The sequence below is a fragment of the Aeromonas sp. genome (assembly GCF_050633025.1).
Lineage (GTDB): Bacteria > Pseudomonadota > Gammaproteobacteria > Enterobacterales > Aeromonadaceae > Aeromonas.
In genome coordinates, this window is the sequence record NZ_JBODRQ010000065.1 from 1 (window position 1) to 19,518 (window position 19,518).

Annotated in this window: 12 protein-coding genes and 1 pseudogene; 6 read left to right on the forward strand and 7 right to left on the reverse strand. The window is 58.8% G+C overall.

Features of this window, described 5'->3' with window-relative positions:
- Positions 1-1,449 (reverse strand): annotated as a pseudogene (locus tag ACRAUW_RS10405) (mechanosensitive channel MscK); the annotation flags it as partial.
- Between the two features lie 217 nt (positions 1,450-1,666).
- Between ACRAUW_RS10405 and ACRAUW_RS10410 the strand changes: the two are divergent.
- Positions 1,667-2,815: a Na/Pi symporter gene (locus ACRAUW_RS10410; protein ID WP_431362220.1), complete on the forward strand. Its 1,149-nt coding sequence runs from the start codon at positions 1,667-1,669 to the stop codon at positions 2,813-2,815.
- 19 nt (positions 2,816-2,834) lie between these two features.
- Here the strand turns inward: ACRAUW_RS10410 and ACRAUW_RS10415 are convergent, their stop codons facing one another.
- Complete coding sequence (locus ACRAUW_RS10415) at positions 2,835-3,017, reverse strand: hypothetical protein (protein ID WP_431362221.1); 183 nt, start codon at positions 3,015-3,017, stop codon at positions 2,835-2,837.
- A gap of 262 nt (positions 3,018-3,279) precedes the next feature.
- Between ACRAUW_RS10415 and ACRAUW_RS10420 the strand changes: the two genes are divergently transcribed.
- Both ACRAUW_RS10420 and ACRAUW_RS10425 read left to right on the forward strand, forming a co-directional pair.
- Positions 3,280-4,428, forward strand: a complete 1,149-nt coding sequence (locus ACRAUW_RS10420) for a Na/Pi cotransporter family protein (RefSeq protein WP_431362222.1) — start codon at positions 3,280-3,282, stop codon at positions 4,426-4,428.
- 174 nt (positions 4,429-4,602) lie between these two features.
- Positions 4,603-5,073, forward strand: coding sequence for an FKBP-type peptidyl-prolyl cis-trans isomerase (locus ACRAUW_RS10425; RefSeq protein ID WP_201909388.1), 471 nt, complete (start codon positions 4,603-4,605; stop codon positions 5,071-5,073).
- 65 nt (positions 5,074-5,138) lie between these two features.
- Here ACRAUW_RS10425 and ggt read toward each other — a convergent pair whose 3' ends face one another.
- Both ggt and rdgC read right to left on the reverse strand, forming a co-directional pair.
- Positions 5,139-6,920 (reverse strand): gamma-glutamyltransferase, encoded by a 1,782-nt coding sequence (ggt, locus tag ACRAUW_RS10430; protein ID WP_431362223.1) that lies wholly within the window; start codon positions 6,918-6,920, stop codon positions 5,139-5,141.
- A gap of 189 nt (positions 6,921-7,109) precedes the next feature.
- On the reverse strand, positions 7,110-8,021 hold the full coding sequence (gene rdgC, locus ACRAUW_RS10435) for a recombination-associated protein RdgC (protein WP_005338250.1): 912 nt from the start codon (positions 8,019-8,021) through the stop codon (positions 7,110-7,112).
- A gap of 179 nt (positions 8,022-8,200) precedes the next feature.
- On the opposite strand from rdgC, the gene ACRAUW_RS10440 reads away from it, so the two are divergent.
- The 3 genes from ACRAUW_RS10440 (at position 8,201) to ACRAUW_RS10450 (ending at position 13,708) form a co-directional block, all read left to right on the forward strand.
- A complete protein-coding gene (locus tag ACRAUW_RS10440; protein ID WP_431362224.1) occupies positions 8,201-8,629 on the forward strand; it encodes a GNAT family N-acetyltransferase in 429 nt (142 codons plus the stop codon).
- A 103-nt stretch (positions 8,630-8,732) separates the two neighbouring features.
- Positions 8,733-9,959 (forward strand): exonuclease SbcCD subunit D C-terminal domain-containing protein, encoded by a 1,227-nt coding sequence (locus tag ACRAUW_RS10445; protein WP_431362225.1) that lies wholly within the window; start codon positions 8,733-8,735, stop codon positions 9,957-9,959.
- A complete protein-coding gene (locus ACRAUW_RS10450) occupies positions 9,956-13,708 on the forward strand; it encodes an AAA family ATPase (RefSeq protein ID WP_431362226.1) in 3,753 nt (1,250 codons plus the stop codon). Before ACRAUW_RS10445 ends, ACRAUW_RS10450 begins: the two co-directional genes overlap by 4 nt.
- A 102-nt stretch (positions 13,709-13,810) precedes the next feature.
- Here the strand turns inward: ACRAUW_RS10450 and ACRAUW_RS10455 are convergent, their stop codons facing one another.
- The 3 genes from ACRAUW_RS10455 to ACRAUW_RS10465 form a co-directional block, all read right to left on the reverse strand.
- A complete protein-coding gene (locus ACRAUW_RS10455) occupies positions 13,811-17,665 on the reverse strand; it encodes a zinc-dependent metalloprotease (RefSeq protein ID WP_431362227.1) in 3,855 nt (1,284 codons plus the stop codon).
- A gap of 37 nt (positions 17,666-17,702) precedes the next feature.
- Positions 17,703-18,518, reverse strand: a complete 816-nt coding sequence (locus ACRAUW_RS10460; RefSeq protein ID WP_431362228.1) for a hypothetical protein — start codon at positions 18,516-18,518, stop codon at positions 17,703-17,705.
- A 314-nt stretch (positions 18,519-18,832) separates the two neighbouring features.
- Positions 18,833-19,518: DODA-type extradiol aromatic ring-opening family dioxygenase (locus ACRAUW_RS10465; RefSeq protein WP_431362229.1), on the reverse strand; the 686-nt coding region annotated here is incomplete at its 5' end.

The following is a 19,518-nucleotide window of genomic DNA, read 5'->3' on the forward strand; positions in this document are numbered from 1 at the left end:
CCAGTCCGGTTTCAATACCCAGTCGGAGGCCTGTTTGTAGGCCTGGGCGGGCCAGTTGATAAACCACTTGCCATCGATGGGCTTGTTGCTGCTTACCCAGAAGATGTGCTGCTGCAGGGTAAACTCGACAGAAGCATAGACCCGCGCCAGTTGCTGCTGGGTCAGCTGCAGGCTGATGGCGTTGGTGAGCTGGCTGTCGAGCTGGCGGTTGAGCTGATCGAGCAGGTTGATGCGGGTATCGATCAACTTGTCCAGGTTGGCCTTATCCTCTTCGCTGATCTGCTCCTTGCTGCCAGCGATCAGATTGTCCAGATAGAGGTTCTTCTGGAACAGCTGGTCACGCTGCTGGCTCAGTTCAAACTGGGCAAGATGAAGGTCGGCGATCTGCTCTTCCAGGTTTTTGACGGCGATGGTGGGCGCCGCTTCCAGCTGCTGGTAGAGCTGATAGAGGATGCGTGACAGCAGCAGGTTGCCCTTGAGCATCTGCACCTGTTCATTGAGGTTGCGCTCGGTCTGGATGCCGCGCTCCAGCCAGCTCTTGGCTTGCAGATTCTTTTGCACCAGCGAGTTGAGGTTGGTGGTAGCGCTGATGAGCTGCTGGCTGAGCTGGTGGTTGAGCTCCTGCTCTTTTTGTACCAGCGGACTGTCTTCGGTCGCCACCAGCTCGCCGGTCTGCTCGGCGGTTTTTTCGGTGTCGCCAAGGCGCTTGGCGCTGCTCTGATCCTGCAACAGCTGCAGTTTCTGCTCTTCGCTGGCGAGACGGGCACTCTGGTAGTCGCGCTGCTTGATCGCCAGATCCTGCATGCTGGTACGGTTATCCAGCTCCTTTTGCAGGTGGGCCAGTTGCAGGTCGAGCAGGGCCAGTTCGGCCCCGAGCTTCATCTTCTCGGCGCTGGAGACCCCTTCACCGGCGTTGAGGCGGCTGCGGATCTCCTGACTGCGCTGATAGGCGCGGCTCATGCTGCTCTGGGCTCGCTCCGGCAGGGTTTGCAAGCTGGTGAGCTGGCTGCCGATGGCGCCGAGCGCCTCCTGAGCTTCTTGCATGTTGGCCAGCACTTCCGGCTGGCGGCTGTCGAGCTCGGCCAGAGTCATGGTGGCGTATTCGCTCTTGATCTGCTCGGCGCTCTTGCCCTTGGTCAGGGCATCGAGCTTGGCGCTGATCTCCCTGAGTTCGGTGGGCAGGTTGCGGATCCGCTGGGCCTGGGTCTTGGCCTTCGCCTCTTCCTTGTCGATGCTGTCGAGCAGGGCGAGGGTTTCGGTCAACAACTTCTGATCCGCTTGTTGGGTGACGGTCAGGGTTTCTGCTTTACCCAGACCATCCAGCGCTCGCTGAACTGCGTTGCGAGAGGGGACATCTTGCGCCATGGCTTGTGGGACGCAGAGGCTGGCGAGGAGACAGAGCAGCGGCAACAGGGTGGCCGAGGCTCTTCTAAAACGTATTGAAGGCATATAACTTCCGGGTTATTGCGCGGTGATTGGGACATTGCCCACCTGGATTAAATTCGCGTGGATTTTAACACCGGCACCCTATGCGATGGAGGGGGGAGTGATAAAAAATGCCATAAAAACATCATAAAGGTGTCTCGCTGTAACAAAAGTGTCATGAAGACTTGCTGTAATACGCGCGATCTCAGTCACCATGGCCAGCTAGCCAACCCGAGGCAATATGGAAAACATCCGCACTCACTCGTCCCCCTCCGTAGTGAGCCAACTCTTTAACTGGGCCACAATTATCGGCCTGATCTACCTCATTCTGGTCGCCGTTGCCGCCGTGTCTCACGGCTTCAAAGGTTTCTCCGGCGGTGCCGAGGGTGCAGCCGAGCTTTTTGCCTTTGCCAACAACCCCTTTATGGCGCTGCTGCTCGGGATCCTGACCACCGCACTGGTGCAATCCTCCAGCACGGTGACCTCGGTGATCGTCGGCCTGGTGGCGGGTGGCTTGCCCATGGCCATGGCGATCCCCATGATGCTGGGGGCCAACCTCGGCACCACCATTACCAACACCATTGTCTCGCTGGGGCACATCAGAAACCGTGACGAGTTTCGCCGCGCCTTCGCGGCGGCCACGGTGCATGACTTCTTCAATCTGATGGCGGTCGCTATCTTCATGCCACTGGAGCTGATGTTCGGAGTCCTGTCACGCAGTGCATCCGCCCTGGCTGATCTGCTGGTCGGTGGCAACAACCTCTCCATGCAGGGAGTGGACTTTATGAAGCCCCTCACGGCACCGGCGCTCTCGGTGCTCGATACCATCACCAGCTTCTTGCCCGGCAAAGGCCCCTACCTGGCCACCATTGCCATCGGCATTGCACTCATCCTCATCTGCGTCACCTGGCTGGGCAAGGTGCTCAAGTCAGTGCTGGTGGGACCAGCCAAAGAGATGTTGCACAAGGCCCTGGGTCGTGGCCCGCTGACCGGCATTGCCTCCGGCACCCTGGTGACCGTCATGGTGCAATCCTCCTCCACCACCACCAGCCTGCTCATTCCGCTGGCGGGCGGCGGCGTGTTCACCACCCGTCAGCTCTACCCCTTTACCCTGGGTGCCAATATCGGTACCACTATTACCGCCCTGCTGGCTGCTACCGCCATCAGCGGAGCCGGTGCCCAGCTAGCGCTTACCGTGGCACTGGTACACGTGCTGTTCAACGTGTTCGGTGTCCTGACCATCTATGGCCTCCCCTTCCTGCGCGACCTGCCGGTCCGCGCCGCCGAGCAACTGGCCAGAGTGGGGAGCGAGAATAAACTGGTCGCTTTTGGTTATGTGTTGGGGCTCTTCTTCGTTCTGCCTGGCCTGATGATGGTTATCACCAAGTAGCCATCAAATGATCAGGGTTTTATCCAGAGATCCCCAAGCGTTGCCTGGGGATTTTTTTCAGCTGATTTTCTGCCTTGTTGCGCAGATGGGCAGTGCCATTTTTCAGCGCGTCCTTCGCCTTCTCTTTCTGCTGGCGGATCAGCATTTCGGTGTCACAACGCTCCTTGACCCCGAGGGCAAGAGAGAGCATCCATGCTCGCATCACGCTTATTACCCCACGATTCAACCGAAACGCAGCAGCATAGCGCACTGCGTCGGGAGCACTAGCCTTATTGTGCCGATAGCCCCCGGACGAGCGGATAATCGTCCATAGCAGTCATACCCAGTCGAAGAAGTTGCTGCCCCCTTCCTCAGTCACAAAACCATCATAAAAGTGTCACCTTGTCATATTTCTGTCATTAACCACTGATTAAATGCGCGGGTCATCAACAACCCAAGACGGCACGACCGTCTCAAGAGGCTTTATGCAACACCATCACTCCTTGTCACAGCCGCCCGCGACCCGCGCCCTGTTCAACTGGATGAGTGTCATCGTACTGGTCTACCTGATTCTGGTTGCCGTGGGCGCCATCTCCCACGGCTTCAAAGATTTCTCCGGCGGCGCCGAGGGTGCAGCCCAGATCTTCGCCTTTGCCAACAACCCCTTTGTCGCCCTGCTGCTGGGTATTCTCGCTACCGCGCTGGTGCAATCCTCCAGCACAGTCACCTCGGTGATCGTTGGTCTGGTGGCTGGTGGCCTGCCCATCGGCATGGCCATCCCCATGGTGATGGGGGCCAACCTCGGCACCACCATCACCAACACCATCGTCTCCATGGGCCATGTCCGCGACCGCAGCGAGTTTCGCCGCGCCTTCGCCGCCGCTACCGTGCACGACTTTTTCAACCTGCTGGCGGTGTTCATCTTCCTGCCGCTGGAGCTGATGTTCGGCCTGCTGCAACACAGCGCCGAGTGGCTGGCCAACCTGCTGGTAGGCTCCGCCAACATGTCGATGAAGGGCATGGATTTCATGAAGCCGCTGACCGCACCGGCCCAGCAGCTGATTGACAGCGCCGTTGCCTTCCTGCCGGGCAAGGGTGCCGCCATCGCCACTATCGTCATCGGTATCCTGCTGATCCTCGCCTGTGTCACTTCTCTCGGCAAAGTGCTGCAACGAGTGCTGGTCGGCCGTGCCAAAGAGGTGCTGCACAAGGCGCTGGGCCGTGGCCCGCTGAGCGGCATCACCTCCGGTGCGCTGGTGACCATCATGGTGCAGTCCTCCTCCACCACCACCAGCCTGATGATCCCGCTGGCCGGCGGCGGCGTGTTCAGCACCCGTCAGCTCTATCCCTTCACCCTGGGAGCCAATATCGGCACAACCATCACCGCTCTGCTGGCTGCCACCGCCATCAGCGGAGCCGGTGCCCAGCTGGCCCTGACCATCGCGCTGGTCCACGTGCTGTTCAACCTCTTTGCCGTGGTCATCATCTATGGCATCCCCTTCCTGCGCGACCTGCCGGTGCGCGCCGCCGAGGGGCTGGCCCGGGTAGGCAGCGAGAACAAGCTGCTGGCTCTGGGTTATGTGACGGGTCTCTTCTTCGCCCTGCCAGCCCTGATGATGGTGGCCGCCAAGTAAGCGCCGCCGCCATGACGAGGGGCGAGTCTCCGACTCGCCCCTTTCTGCGTCCAGCTCGCCGGGCTTTGTCTGCCCGTTCACATCCTCCCTCCCTGTGGCTCGCCATCAGGGGCAGTGCGCGATAAGATGGCGCCCTCATTGCACTTTTTACATTTCATGGAACAGGAAAAACCGATGAAATTCATACTGATCGCGCTGCTCATCGCCGGTGTGGCTTACTACTTCTACTCCAGCAGCAACAACAAGAAGCTGGCTGCCGACAACGTTCGGATTGGCGCCGAGTTCCTCGCCAGCAACAAGGAGAAACCGCTGGTGACCACCACCGCCTCCGGCTTGCAGTACGAAGTGCTGACCCCGGGCACCGGCACCGTTCACCCCACCGCCACCAGCAAGGTGAAGGTGCATTACGAGGGCAAGCTGCTGGACGGCACCGTCTTTGACAGCTCGGTCGCCCGTGGCGAGCCCATCGAGTTTGGTCTCAATCAGGTGATCGCCGGCTGGACCGAAGGGGTACAGCTGATGGTGGAAGGTGAGAAGACCCGTTTCTACATCCCCGCCAACCTCGCCTACGGCGACCGCGCCGCTGGCAAAATCCCGCCGGGATCCGTGCTGATTTTTGACGTAGAGCTGCTGGGAATCAAATAACCCTCTTGGGCTGACGACATCAACAATAAGGCCAGCATTATGCTGGCCTTATTGCTATGGAAACCTCACTCCCCCTTGGCGATCCCTTCCCGGCGCGGATCCGCTGCACCAAACCAGCCACCGCCATTGCGCTCAACCCCTTGCAGGCCGGAGGTTTGCTCATTCAGTACCACTTCATGTCCCCTCGCCTTCAATCCCTCGACCACCGACATGGGGGTGCGTCCCGCTTCCAGCTCGGTGGGGCCGTTGCGGCTGCCAAAGTTGGGCAGGTTGATGGCCTGTTGCAGGTTCAGGCCCCAATCCTGGGTGCCGAGCAGGGTCTTGCCCACGTAGTTGATGATGGCGGAGCCCCCCGGCGAGCCCAACGTCATGGTCAGCTCGCCGCTTGGCTTGTCAAACACCAGCACGGGTGACATGGAGGAGCGGGGCCGCTTGCCCGGCTCCACCCGGTTTGCCACCGGCAGACCGGCGGCATCCACCGAGGTGAAGGAGAAATCGGTGAGCTGGTTGTTGAGCAGGTAGCCGTTGACCATCTGACGCGACCCAAAACCATCCTCGATGGAGCTGGTCATGGAGATAGCCATCCCCGCCTTGTCGACAATCGAGACATGGCTGGTGGAGGGGAGTTCGGGGGTCGCATCCTTGCCACGTGCCAGCGCCAGTGGCGGCGTACCGGGCTTGGCAATCCCCATGGAGTGCTGACCGACAAGTTTGCCGCGTTCGGCCAGATAGCCCTTGTCCAGCAACCCCTGCACCGGCACGCTGACAAAATCGCTGTCCGCGACGTACTGGTTGCGATCGGCGAAGGCCAGACGCGCCGCTTCGCTGTAGAGGTGGATAGCCTCGCTGGAGGCTGCCAGTCCCCCCTCCTTCGTGGTGATCGGCTTGAGGGCTGCCATATCGCGGCTCTCCAGCATGCCGAAGATCTGGCCGAGCGCCAGGGTGCCGGACGAAGGAGTGGGAAAGCCGCAGATCTTGCTCTGGCGATAGTCAAAGCAGAGGCCATCCCGCAGTTTGGCCTGATAGCTGGCCAGATCGGTGGCCGCCAGTACCCCGGGGTTGGTGGGATGTTGGCGTACCTTGGCCACCATGGCATCCGCCAGCGGCCCCCGATAGAAGGCATCCGCCCCCTCTGTGGCCAGAGTGCGCAGCACCTTGGCCAGCGCCGGGTTGGTCAGCCGGGTACCCGCCGTTTTGGGGCTGCCATCCGCCTGATAGAAGTAGGCTCGCGCCTGCGGATCCCGTGCCAGATAGAGATCCTTAGCCAGCAATGTGGCCAGCCGTGGACTTATCACAAATCCTTGTTCTGCCAGCGTGATGGCGGGCTCGAACAGCGCAGCCCAGGGCAGCTTGCCATAACGCTGATGGGCCAGTGCCAGCGCGCGCAGGGTGCCGGGAACGCCGACCGAGCGGCCCCCGACCACCCCGTCATAAAACGCCAGCGGCTTGCCATCTTGCATAAACAGCTGGTCGGTGGCGGCAGCTGGCGCCGTCTCGCGGCCATCCACCGCACTCACCTTGCGGCCATCCCACACCAGCAGCAGCGTTCCGCCACCGATCCCGGAGGATTGCGGCTCCACCAGCGTCAATACCAGCTGCACCGCAATGGCGGCATCGACGGCACTGCCACCGGCCTTGATGATTTGGTAGCCCGCATCCACCGCCAGCGGGTTGGCGGCCGCCACCATGAAGTCATGGCCCTGCCAGCCCTGTTTGTCGGTCCAGCCACTGGCGGCTTCGGGTGCGATCAGGGTCTGGGCTGGCGGGGTGTAGTGAAAGCCGTTGTCACTGGCACAACCGGCCAGCAGGGCAAGGGCGATAGCCAGCCCCAGAGGTTTGCGCAACATGACACTCTCCTTGTCTGTTTTATGACCATGAAGAGGAACTATGTCACGATTGGCGCTGATAGCTCAAGTTATTGAACAAGATCAATATCTTACTCATCTATCAATAATGGCTATCCGTAACAGACATAAAAAACCGCCCGAAGGCGGTTTTACGATGGGATGGCAGAGGCCAAACAGGCGCCAGTCCGGTTAGATGGACTGCTCTTCGCCACCCAGGGCGGCAAACAGCGCCGGGATAAACTGGGCCAGCTCGGAGGTCACCAGCGCGAAGTCGGCATCCAGACGGGCGGCCGGATCTTCGCTGGTCACGTCGTCGTTCTGCTCGCGCAGCTCTTCGCTGAACTTCAGGCGCTTGATGGAGAGATCATCCCCCAGCACGAAGCTGACGGTCTCGCCCCAGTTGAGGGCCAGCTTGGTCACCAGCTTGTCGTTGGCCAGATGGTTCTTGATTTCATCCGTCATCAGATCCTGCTGCTTGCAGCGGATGATGCCGCCGTGCTCCATGGCACTGCGCAGCTCGGCTTCGTCTTCCAGAGTGAAGGAGGCGGGCAGATTGCCCTCGTTCAGCCACTCGGTCATGGTGATCTCGGGCGGGTTCTTGAGGGCCACCGGCACCACCGGCAGGGAGCCGATGGATTTGCGCAACAGTGCCAGCAGATCGTCCGCCTTCTTGGCAGAACCTGCGTCCACCACCATCAAATTGTCGGCCGGATTGATCCAGGCGAAGGTCTGGCTGGTACGACTGAAGGCACGGGGCAGCAGGGTGTGGAGGATCTCCTCTTTCAGCGCTTCCTTCTCTTTCTTCTTGAGGGCGCGTCCCTGTTCGAACTCGATCGCTTCTACCTTCTCGGCCAGCATCTCCTTGACCACGGTACCGGGCAGCATCTTCTCCTCTTTGCGGGCGCAGATGAGGATATGGCCGGAGGCGCTGTGGGTCAGGGTTGAGCCGAATTTGCCAAGGGGCTTGACCCACCCGAACCGGGAGATGTCCTGACTGCCGCAAGGGGTGAAGGCACAGGCTTCCAGCTGGGTTTCCAGCTGATCCACGGTCAGGTCAAAGGGGCGGGTAAAGCGATAAATCTGCAGGTTTTTAAACCACATGGCGTCCTCGGTCTCTAGATTGTCCGGCGGGCATTGTACTAGAGAGGCGCTTTGTGATCAGCCAATCATTCTCGCTAAATAAAGGGCGATCGACTTCACAGGGTCTCATTGATATCACCTGCTCGGTTGCCAGGTTCCCTTAGACTGCGAGTGTGCATTTTGTTAATAAGGATGAAAGTATGTTACGGCCAAGTCGCCCGAAAGACATGGAAGAGATCGTTGAAATCTGGCTGCTGGCCTCCCTGCAGGCCCACGATTTCGTCGATGCCTCCTGCTGGTGGCAGGCCCAGGAGGATCTGCGTACCCGCTATCTCGATCGCGCCGCCATCTGGGTGTTTGAGGAGCGTGGCGATCTGCTCGGTTTCATGGCGCTGGTGGACAACTATCTCGCCGCCCTGTTCGTGCGCCCCGACCGTCAGGGTCGCGGTGTCGGCCACGCCCTGCTGCAGGAGGCCAAGCGTCAGGGGGCGTCGCTCCACGCCCGGGTCTTTGTCGAGAATGATCAGGCGGTGCGTTTCTATCGCCGCCACGGTTTTGTCATCGAGGCCGAGGAGTCCGATCCCCTCACCGGCCACCCCCAGTACCGGATGTGCTGCGAACCAGCCTGAATCGATGCCAGCCCCCTGTTTTACTTGAAAAAAGCACGGGGCATCCTCATCTTGTCACCATCGGGTGCCCCAGGCACCGTCCCTGCAACCGGGCTGCTTTCCAATGAAAATCCTCCATACCGCCGACTGGCACCTTGGCCATCAACTCCATGGTCACGACCGCCGTTTTGAACACGATGCCTTTCTCGACTGGCTGAGCGACACCCTCAAGGCGCGCGAGATCGACGCCCTGCTGGTGGCGGGCGATCTGTTTGATACCGCCAATCCCCCCGCCAGCGCCTGGCAACAGCTCTACCGCTTTCTGGCCAGACTGCGCGCCGAAATGCCCCACCTCAACATGGTGCTGATCGGCGGCAACCACGACTCCCCCTCCAAGCTCGACGCCCCCCACGAATTGCTGCGCGCCTTTGATCTGCATCTGGTGGGCAGCATCAGCCGCGACAGTGAGGGCAAGCTCGAAACCGACCGTCTGCTGGTACCGCTGCAAGACCGGGAGGGCAAGATCGCCGCCTGGTGCGCCGCCGTGCCGTTCCTGCGCAGCAGCGATCTGCGGGTGGAACAGCTGGCAGAAGGACAAGACAGGCTGATCGAAGGGGTACGGCAGGTCTACGCCGAGGTGCTGGCCGAAGGGCGCGCTCGCTGCGGGGAGGATCTGCCACTGATCGCCATGGGCCACGCCTATCTGGCGGCGGGCCAGCTCTCGGAACTGTCAGAGCGGCGGGTGCTTGGCGGCAACCAGCACGCCCTGCCTGCCGATCTCTTTGCCGCAGCCAACTACACGGCGCTCGGCCACCTCCATCTAGCCCAGAGCCCTACCGAGGGGGTGCACTACAGTGGCTCGCCGCTGCCGCTCTCGCTCGCCGAAGCGAACTACAACCATCAGGTGCTGGAAGTGACCTTTGCAGAGGGGAAACTGGCTGGGCTGGAGCGGATCCCGGTGCCCCGCGCGGTGGAGATGATCCGCCTGCCCCAGAGCACCCTCGACGACGCGCTGAACGCCATCGCATCGCTCGAGCTGCCTGCTTGTCCACAAGAGGCACAACCTTTCCTCGAAGTGCGGCTGCTGCTGCCCAAGCCCGAGGCCCGCATCCGCGAGCGCATTCTCGCCGCCATCGCAGACAAACCGGTGCGTCTGGCCCGCATCAGCACCCAGTATCAGGGCTCGGGGGAAGGGCTGGCCGATGGTCGCGAGCGGCGCAGGCTGGATGAGCTCTCCCCCACTGAAGTTTTCCGCCTCTGCTATCAGCGCCAGTTTGAGGGGGAGCCCGAAGCCGAGCTGGTTGCCTCGTTTGAAGAGATCCTGGAGCAGGTGAAGGAGTCAAACCAATGAAAATCTTGTCTCTGTCAGGTGAGAATCTGGCCAGTCTGACCGGCCCCTTCACCATCGACTTTACCAGGGGGGCGCTCGGCGCCGCCGGCCTGTTTGCCATCACCGGCAATACCGGCGCGGGCAAGAGCACATTGCTCGACGCTATTTGTCTGGCCCTCTACGACGAGATGCCGCGCTTTATCGCCAATCGCAAGAACGTGGCCGAAGTGGGCCGCGTGGATGATGAGGAGAAACTCAAGGCCAACGACGTGCGCGGCATCCTCAGTCGCGGCCACGCCAGCGGCTTTGCCGAGGTGCAGTTTCGTGGCTGCGATGGCCGCATCTGGCTGGCTCGCTGGGCGGTGCGCCGGGCGCGAAACCGCTCGGAGGGGCGTTTTCAGGCGCAGGAACGCACCCTGACCGATGTGGAGTCGGGGCAGGTCTTCTCCGGCAGCAAGCGGGAGCTGCAGGATCGCATCGACGAGCTGGTGGGTCTCTCCTGGGAGCAGTTCCGCCGCGCGGTGATCCTGCCGCAGGGGGAATTTGCCGCCTTTCTCAAATCGGATGCCAACGAGCGCTCCGCCCTGCTCGAACGGATGACCGGCACCGAGCTCTACTCCGCCATCTCCATCCAGACCTATGAACGGGCACGGGAAGAGCAGCAGAAGCTGGCCACCATCGCTCAGCGCCTCGGCGACGTGGCGCTGATGGATGAAGCGACCCGCGAACAGTGGGTAAGCCAGCAGGTGAGCCTCTCCACCACCCTCAAGCACGAACAGCAACAGCAGCAGCTGATGCAGGACTTGCGCGACCTCAACAACCGCATTGCAGCCCAGTTGCAGGGCTGCGCCGAGGGACAGGCGGCGCTCGATGCCGCCCTGCAGGCCCACGGCGCCGCGGCCACCGAGCGCGAGGAGTTTGCCCGTGCCGAACAGGCCCAGGTGGCCCGCGCCGATCACGACGAGCTGGCCCGTCTCACTTTGGAAGTGCAGCAGCAGGAGAAGCTGATCGCCGAGCTTGGGCCGGAGCTGGCCAAGCTCGAGGAGCAGACCCAGCAGAGCGCGCTGACCGAGCAGCAGCTGCTGGCGGAGAAGATCGCCGCCGAGCGGGAATGGGGTGCCCTGCAACCCGAACTCAAGCGGGCGCAGGAGCTCGATACCCGCATCCAGGAAAAAGTGCAGCAGTTGCAGAAGATCCAGCAGGAGGGGGCACAGGAGCGAGAAGTGCAGCTCACCCTCGAGAAGGGCTGGCGCGAGCAGAGCCGACAGGTGGAACTGCTCAAGCAGCAGCACCAGCAGTGGGGACTCTGGCTCGAAGAGCACAAGGAGCTGGCCCCGGTTGCCCGCCAGTGGCAGCCCCTGCTCACCGCCATGCAGGATTGGGCCGAGGATGCCGACAAGCTGCAGCAACTGCTCACCCTGCGGGATCACAAGCTGCGCACCCTGCAACAGTTGCAACGCCAGCTGGAACAGGGCCAGCAGGAGCGCGACTACTGGCAGCGCGAGCAGGAGCGGCTGCAGCAGCAACAGAACGAGCTGCAGGAGCAGCAGTGGGAGAGCCGCCTCGCCAAGGCGCAGGAGCAGTGGCAGCAGCAGACCGAACAGCTGGGCCAGCTGCGCCAGTTGCTGGAGCTGGCCGACTATGGCCGCAACCACGGCGAGCAGCATACCCGCTTGCAACAGGAGATTGCCCAGCTGGAGCAGGCGCTGGGCAAGCTCGCCACCCTCGGCGAAGAGCTGGCTCCCGCCCGCGAGCGGCTCGCCCTGCAGCGGGACGAGGCGCGCCACGCGCTGGAGCAGTCCCGCGCCATCGCCAGCTTCGAGCAGTATCGCCATATCCTGAGTGATGGCGAACCTTGCCCGCTGTGCGGTTCCGGGGAGCACCCCTACAGCCAGAGCCAGCCACAGGTGGCCGGCATTCTCGGTCAACTGGCGGAACGGGCCCGCAGTCTGGAGCTGGAGTGGGAACGGCTCAATCATCAATACATCCAGTGCGATAGCGAGCGTCAGGAGCTGGCCCGCCAGCTGGCAGTGCGCCAGCAACATCTGCCGGAGCTGGAGGCACGCGCCGAGCAGCTGACCCAGCGCTGGCAACAGCTGGGGGGCGATACCCTGCTCGGCCATCCGCTGCCACTGCGCCAGAGTCCTATTGAGTGGAACGAGCTGATGAGCACACTGCTCGGCCGTGGCCAGGCGCTGGAGCAGGGGTTGGCCCAGAGCCAGCAGCAGCTGCGTCAGGCCCAGCTTGGTCAACAACAGCTGCAAGGGGTGCGTCAGCAACTGAGCCAACTGGCTGCCCAGCACCAGCAGTTTGACCTGCAGTGGCAAGAGGCCGACCGCCAGCGCATCGCGCTGGAAGGGGAAGTGAAGGGGATGGGCGAACAGGAGGCGACCCTGCGCCAGCGCCTCGAACAGGGCGCTCACCGCCTCGACGAGCAGATGGGCGGCCAACCGTGGCGTCAGTGGCTCGGCAGCCAGCAGTGGCACGAGTGGCAGCGGGCCTGCGAAGCCTGGCTGCACGGCCAGAGCGAGTGGGAGCGGCTGGCCAGCGAGATCGCCAGCCTCACCCCCGCCCTGAGTGCGCAGGAGGCACGCCTGCAGACCCAGCGGGAGCTGCTGCACAAACTCGAGCGGGACTACAAGGAGCACGAACAGCAGCGGCAGGGGCTGCTCACCAGCCGCAGCGGTTGTCTCGGTGGCGAGGAGATCCCGCTGGTCGAGAGCCGCTGGCAGCAACGACTGCAACAACTCGCCAGTGAACTGGAGCTGATGCAAAGCGGCGCCCGCGCTCTGCGGGAGCGGCAGACTGAACTCAAGACCCGCCTCACCCACGTGGAGCAGGAAAAGCAGACCAGCAGCCGCCGCAAGCGGGAGGTGCTGGGACGCTGGGCCGCCCACGCCAGTACCCTTGGCATCAATGAGTACGACCTGCGCCGCCTGCTCGCCATCACCCCCGATGAACTCAAGGCACGGCGCACAGCCCTGCAAGGGCTGGAAGATGCCCTTGGCGAGGCACGTACCCGTCTTGCCGAGCGGCAACGGGCGCTGGCGCTGGAGGAGAGCAAGCGGGATCGCTATCGGGAGCACCATCCCGAGCTGGCCGCCCTGCCGGATGCAGAGCTAAGCGAGCAGCTGGTGGCGCTCGATGCCCGTTGTCGTGCCCTTGAAGAGCAGCTGTTCGAGTGCAAGAGCACGCTGGCGCAGGCCGAAGCGGCCGCCCTCAAGGCGGGCAGTTTGCAACAGGAGCTGGCCGCCCAGCAGGCGGTGGCCGACCACTGGCAACAGCTGTGCGATCTGATCGGGCAGGCCAACGGCGCCAAGTTCCGCACCTTTGCTCAGAGCCTCACCCTCGAGCGTCTGCTGTTGGAGGCCAACGCCCAGCTCGCCGAGCTATCACCGCGCTACCGGCTGGAGCGGGTACCCGGCACAGATCTGGCGCTGCAGGTGGTGGATCTCGACATGGGGGACGAGGTGCGCTCGGTGGACTCCCTCTCCGGTGGCGAGAGTTTTCTGGTGTCGCTGGCGCTGGCGCTGGCCCTCTCCAGCCTCTCGTCACGGCAGACCCAGGTCGAGTCGCTGTTTATCGACGAAGGGTTTGGCACCCTGGATCCAGACAGTCTGGATCTCGCGCTTTCCAGCCTCGACTCTCTGCAGGCCGCCGGCCGCCAGATCGGGGTCATCTCCCACGTCCAGACCCTGGTGGAGCGGATCGGCGTGCAGGTCAGGGTCGACGCCCTCGGCGGCGGCGAGAGCCGGGTGCTGGTCCCGTAAACGAGAGACAAGTTCGTGATATGAAAAAGGCCCCATCGTCAGATGGGGCCTTAAATCAGGCGAGTTATCTGTCACTATCGGAGTGACTAAAACGGCGACCTGTTATCTGGAGAGTGCATCAAGCGGACTCAACAGTTCATTCTGCAAGCCCTTGTTACTGGTGTGGACCAATACATAGGCAATGACAGCTCTGTCACCACGCCAGAAACTCTTCTCATCCGCAGAAAGTGCCGGGTCGATTCGTTTTTCAGCGATCTTGGTACTCCATGCTGGTAACCATTCGACGATCTCTTTCCAAAAATCCTGCTTGATGGCGCGACCGATACCATCGAATGCCCGCCAGGCAAGCTGTAACTCACTGTCACTGTAAGCCTTGAAGGTCCCTGGCAGTTTGAACCCGGCACCACTGATCACGAGCTCTTTCAGCGCTGCATGGTAGGGTTTGCCCGCCAGCCAAGCATTTTTCAGGTGGGTCAGCATATCCGGATTAAGAGTATGGGCCGCCTTAACCATATCCAGTCTGACCTCAAACGGGAACAGGTCTCTGACTTGCGGTAAAATCAGGATATCGCCATAGACGTCTCGCATACCCAGACCAAACTTGAATGTATTGACCAGATTAAAGGACTCCTCAATACGCTTGGTGTCACCAATCGGCGTGTTGTTGAAGTAGTACTTGATGACATCGCTGGCCAGCACATTGCGTGGTGATACCTGATAACGGGCATCCTTATACTCTATCTGCCGTCCGGTCAATCCATCCGTTGTCGCTGCAGGCAAACGCACATAATCAATCAGGGTGCGCGCTGTATCGCTGAAGCGAACATCCTCGGTCTTGCCCCACTTCTCGATTTGAGTCAGTAACGCCTTATCAATACGTGTATTGGCATCTACTGGCAGCCCGAAGTAGCGGTTCAACAGCATAAGACTGGGATTGAGGCTTTCAAGAGTGCGCTTGGGCTCCCAGCGGTATGGTGAGAAGGGGTACACCTCTTTGCCATCCTTATCGACAAAAGAGACCCATTGCGGTAACGCCTCACCGAGCACCATCGCCCGGATCTGGGCAATCAACCGCTCTTTCACCAACGGCAGATCGACAAGCGCCATCGCTTCATTGCTCTCAGTCCAGCGATCCGTGCTTCTTTGTACCAGATACTTCATTGCCAGCAATTTGTCTGGCCAAGACCCCAATACATCCCGATCATTTTTGTACTTATGATTGGGATCATTCGGGCTTACCGAATCCAGCGGTACACCATCGCGGGTTTCGGATAGAACCTGGTAACCTCTGGGGTCCTGTGCCAGTGCCATCGTGAAATCCGTATCAAAACAGCTGTCGGGTAGAGATTTACCAGAGGGAAGCGATGACTTCACACCATTGTAAAGCGTGGTCAGTGGCACCTGTTCAAACGTACCACTTCCTGTTTTGACTTCACAGACTTTGTCCGGTCTGGCAACCACAGCCAACAGAAAATCTGCAGCATCAACAGCCGCCCTGCTGGCATCACAGAACCAGAAATCTTGTTCGGATGGCCCTTGCGGGTTGCAATAGGTGGGATTGGCGGCCAACAGCTTGAGACTGATACCGAATCGCTGGGTAAACATAGCATCGATATTCTTGTAATCCTCCAGCAGATCCCGAATTTCCGAGAAGCGCCTCAGTCGGCCATTGGTGTAATCAATCAGGTCGACATCACGGAATGACTGTTTGTCTTCGCGGGTATTGCTGCGCTCATAGCTGTCCAGATAGGACTGGCGTTTGAACTGCATCATCTCGACCAGACTGGTGCCTTCGTCAAATTGCTTGCAGTTACTGTTGAGCAACACATTACCATCGGTACAGAAGGCATAATTTTTTAATTTCAGCGTCTTACTCTTATCTTGCAACGCTGTAATGAAGGAACTGTCGAGATTGCTCCAGGAAGAGAGCGGGGTCCCATCTTTGAGATGATCTTTGAGCGCAGTCAACTGACCAAAGCGCACGCTGTAGTCATTCTGTAAATAGGCCTTGTCCAGCTCGCTCAAACTCAGCAATGCACTTGGTTGACGACCCGCGTCATCACGCTCACCATATGGCACCTCTACCTGACGAGCATAGGCAAAACGCAGTGCGGCTCTGTCATATGGACCAAAAATTGGGAGCTCGTCAAACTCGGACGCAGCATAATCCATGATGGAGCTATAGGCTGGAACATGTTGCAGTCCCAGAGACTTCGCCTCATCCACCGAATAGAAGTTCTGCTTGTCCGTCGAACCGGCGAAGTTGTGGCGCAGCCCCAGATTGTGTCCGAGCTCATGCACCAGGGTGGAGCGATACATATGTGCAGAGATCGCATCGCTGATCTGGCTGCGTTGCTCGCTGCTTAGCTCTTTCCATTTTTTCAGGCGAGTCTTCTGATCATCCTGATAGAGGCTGGCATCCTGATAGTCAATGCCAGATACCAATCCCTTGCTGGTCGATGATACCCAGATAGCCTCTTCACCAAATGCATTATTTTCAGACCAGCGCTTGATTCTGGCCTCATCAGCCTTAAGAAAATCAATCAGTGACGCATCGACGTCAGGTTGTACCCATGTGGTCGATTCCACTTGTTTTTGAATCTGGCGTGGTATGCTTGCCAGGGACTCTTGTACTTGCAGGAGGTCACTCTCCGCTAAAGTCTCGGGACGACCACCTTCTGCAGTTAACACCGCATTGTTCACCGCTTCAAACGTCACCCCGGCAGTCACTGCTTCGCCAACAGACTTCAAATCACCACGGTTGAAGTGACGAACCAGACGGTTCCAGGTGCGCGGCACTCCAGTTCGGATGACTCCTGAGTACTGGTTGACATGCGCTTTGACTATTTCCCCTGTCAGCGGGTTGGCAACAGATGGACCGTAACCGAGCAAACCATTGGCTAGTGGTCGGTCAATAAGGTTGATCATGTTGACCCGCAGATCACCCACCTGCTTGCCACTCACTTTGTCCGGATTGACCAGATTGATCGGCGGAACCCCGGTGCCAGCCAGAACTTTGTTGATATGCTCAATGGAGCTCAGAGTGACATCCAGAAACAATTTGTTTTCCGGTTTAAAGAAGGTATCGCTCAGGTAATAATCAATGGTGCTTTTATCTGGATTAAAGCGGTTGAGATACGCTCGCTGACTACCATCTGTCGCCGCACCTTGCTCATCCAGCTTTTCGAAGGTTGAATCAAAAAAACCAAATACGCTGTCATCAGACGAAGCATAACGAATCGGTTGATAATCCTTGGATGCAATCTTGTCGAGTTTGACAAGGGAATAGTAAAAGCTGGTTTTAAAAGAGAGGTCGCTGAGGCTCGTATTGAGATGGTTACTCCTCGCACTACGGTTTACCGTAAAGGTACGTTCCAGCTCAACGTTGATAACTCCCTTATTGGCATCCATCTCCCACTTGACAACGCGAGGAGTTGCAGTCTCCCGCACGTCGTCATTTTTGTACCAGATATCAATGGAGTTTACTTCGTGACCTTTCAAATCCTTGAAATTGGGATGAAAATAGCGCTTCTGATCCCAAAGTACATTGGCATCGCTATTAACCTCTTCCTTGCGAGTACATTCCCCATAAGCATCTTCCGCGCAGCGATAATCCAGATAATTGCCAGGAATCGTCAAGACAGGGGCAACATCATTCCAACGTGATGGTTGTCCCGGAGCCGTAGTGTCTCTATCAACCTCGACAACCCGCAAGCCCTCCTCAACAAATTGCAGTTTGACAATTTTCTCATCTCCCTGAAAGAAGGGATCCATGTTCACTGCATATCTAGGGGCATCTGCTGTCGAGGGAACATAAAGCCAAAGCTCATCAGTATTAAACTGTTGCCATGTCTGTTGCTCTACTGCCTTGGGAACCTCTTTATAAGGTTCATCGCCAGCACCACATCCAAATAGAAAAAAGCTGACTGTGGCAGCTATGACTGTTTGCTTCATCATATTAAAGGCGTCCTTCCTTTTAATTATATTTTATTAATTAAAAACTGTAATCAACCAACAGAGACCAAGTGGCATTCTGCTTGTCATATAGCGATACGGAACCTGTTGCTCCTCGCTCAAGGTCATAGACAATGCCGGTGTTGGAATACATCAATCCTACGGACCATGACTCATTAAGTTTGTAGAACACACTCTCCGAATGGATATAGTCATCCTTTTTACGGTTGCCTGAGTAGGTCCAGTGACTGTTCAGCACCAAACTGGCATTGAAAGACCACTTGTCCCAGGGGGCATAATCAAGGCTCAGTAAATTTTCCAGAGTCCACTCCTTCAGGGCCAGGCCGCCCCGAGTTTGGTACTCATGGAAATTTTTCATCAACCTGGGCTGCCAGGTAAACTCGAGTGAGCTCAGGAGGTTGCCAAGATCTATGGTTAGAGGTGTCGCGACCCTCAGGGAGGTATGAAGGTCATCTTTTTTACTCTGCTCAGACATCGGCAAGCGTATGCTGCCATCCATGCCCACTGTAGCCCAACTGTTCAACTCGAACAGTTTAGAATTGCCATATTTAAGCCAGCCATCACGCCAATATTGCCCTTTCGGGTTATCCAGCGAATGAAAGCCAGCCAAGTTCAAGCTCAGCTTACTATCATTGCTAAATGTGTAATCAATAATACCAGTTAAACCAGCAGTCCTTGCCTCATGGTAAGACCCCCTTTTATAGAAGTTGCTCGTATAGTCTGCTTCCAACAGACCTCCCCATGATGACTCTTTCTGTGCAGAGTTGTCATCGGCAATCGCAAGCGGAGATAACAGTATGGCGGCCGTGCCAAAAAGTAACATCCGATATGTCATATCTATTTTTCCATGAATTACTAACAGTGACTTGCCTCATAAAAGGCAAGATGAATCTTTTACCTGTAATTCACGAAAACAGCAAACTCACAATCCATTGAAATTTTAAACCGTAAAAATCTCTTTTTTTAGCAATAACCGCTGAATGAGCTCAAAAGATTCCGAATAATAAATCGAAAACAGAAGTTTGTGGTTGGGTATTGAGCTTGTGTTGTCTTTTTTGTAATTAGTGTTTTTCTGTAAAAATCACGTTACTTGATAACCAATGCTGACTGATAGTGAGGCATTTCTTGCCTCACCAATCTTAATTTAATTCAACCGAAGCGGTAGGCGCCCATATAGAGGCTGCCGCCATCCCAGCTCTCGTGCAGCCGGGTGGGCGCCACACCATCGGCTGCCCCCAACGCCACAAAGAGCGGGCGCAGATGATCATCGTGGGGATGAGACTCCACCGCTCCGGGGGCCTGCTGGCGATAGTCGAGCAGCGCCAGACGATCCTCGTCGGCCATCTTCTGCTCCAGCCAGTCGACAAACTGGCTGGCCCACTCAGGCACCGGCGAGCCTTCCAGTGCCAGCGCCCGCAGGTTGTGGGTGATGGCGCCGGAGGCGAGGATGCCAATCCCCTGACTACGCAGTGCCCCCAACACCTCTCCCAGTTGCCACAACTGGGCCGGGGTGAAGCTCGCGGGAATGGAGATCTGCACCAGCGGGATCTCGCTGTTTGGGTCGATCAGGGAGAGCGGCGACCAGACCCCGTGATCCAGCTCGCGCCGCACCGGGGTGGCGGTCAGTCCGGCCAGCGCCAGCTGGTCGCTCACCCCTTGTTGCAGCCACTCGGGGCTGCTGGCAGGCCAGCGCATCCGGTAGAGGGGTTCGGGAAAGCCGTAAAAGTCGTACATCAGCGCCGGTTTGGGCTCGACGTTGATCTGCAGCTCGCGGCTGAACCAGTGGGCGGAGATGACCACCAGCCCCTTGAGCTCACCCAGACGCAGGGTTCGCA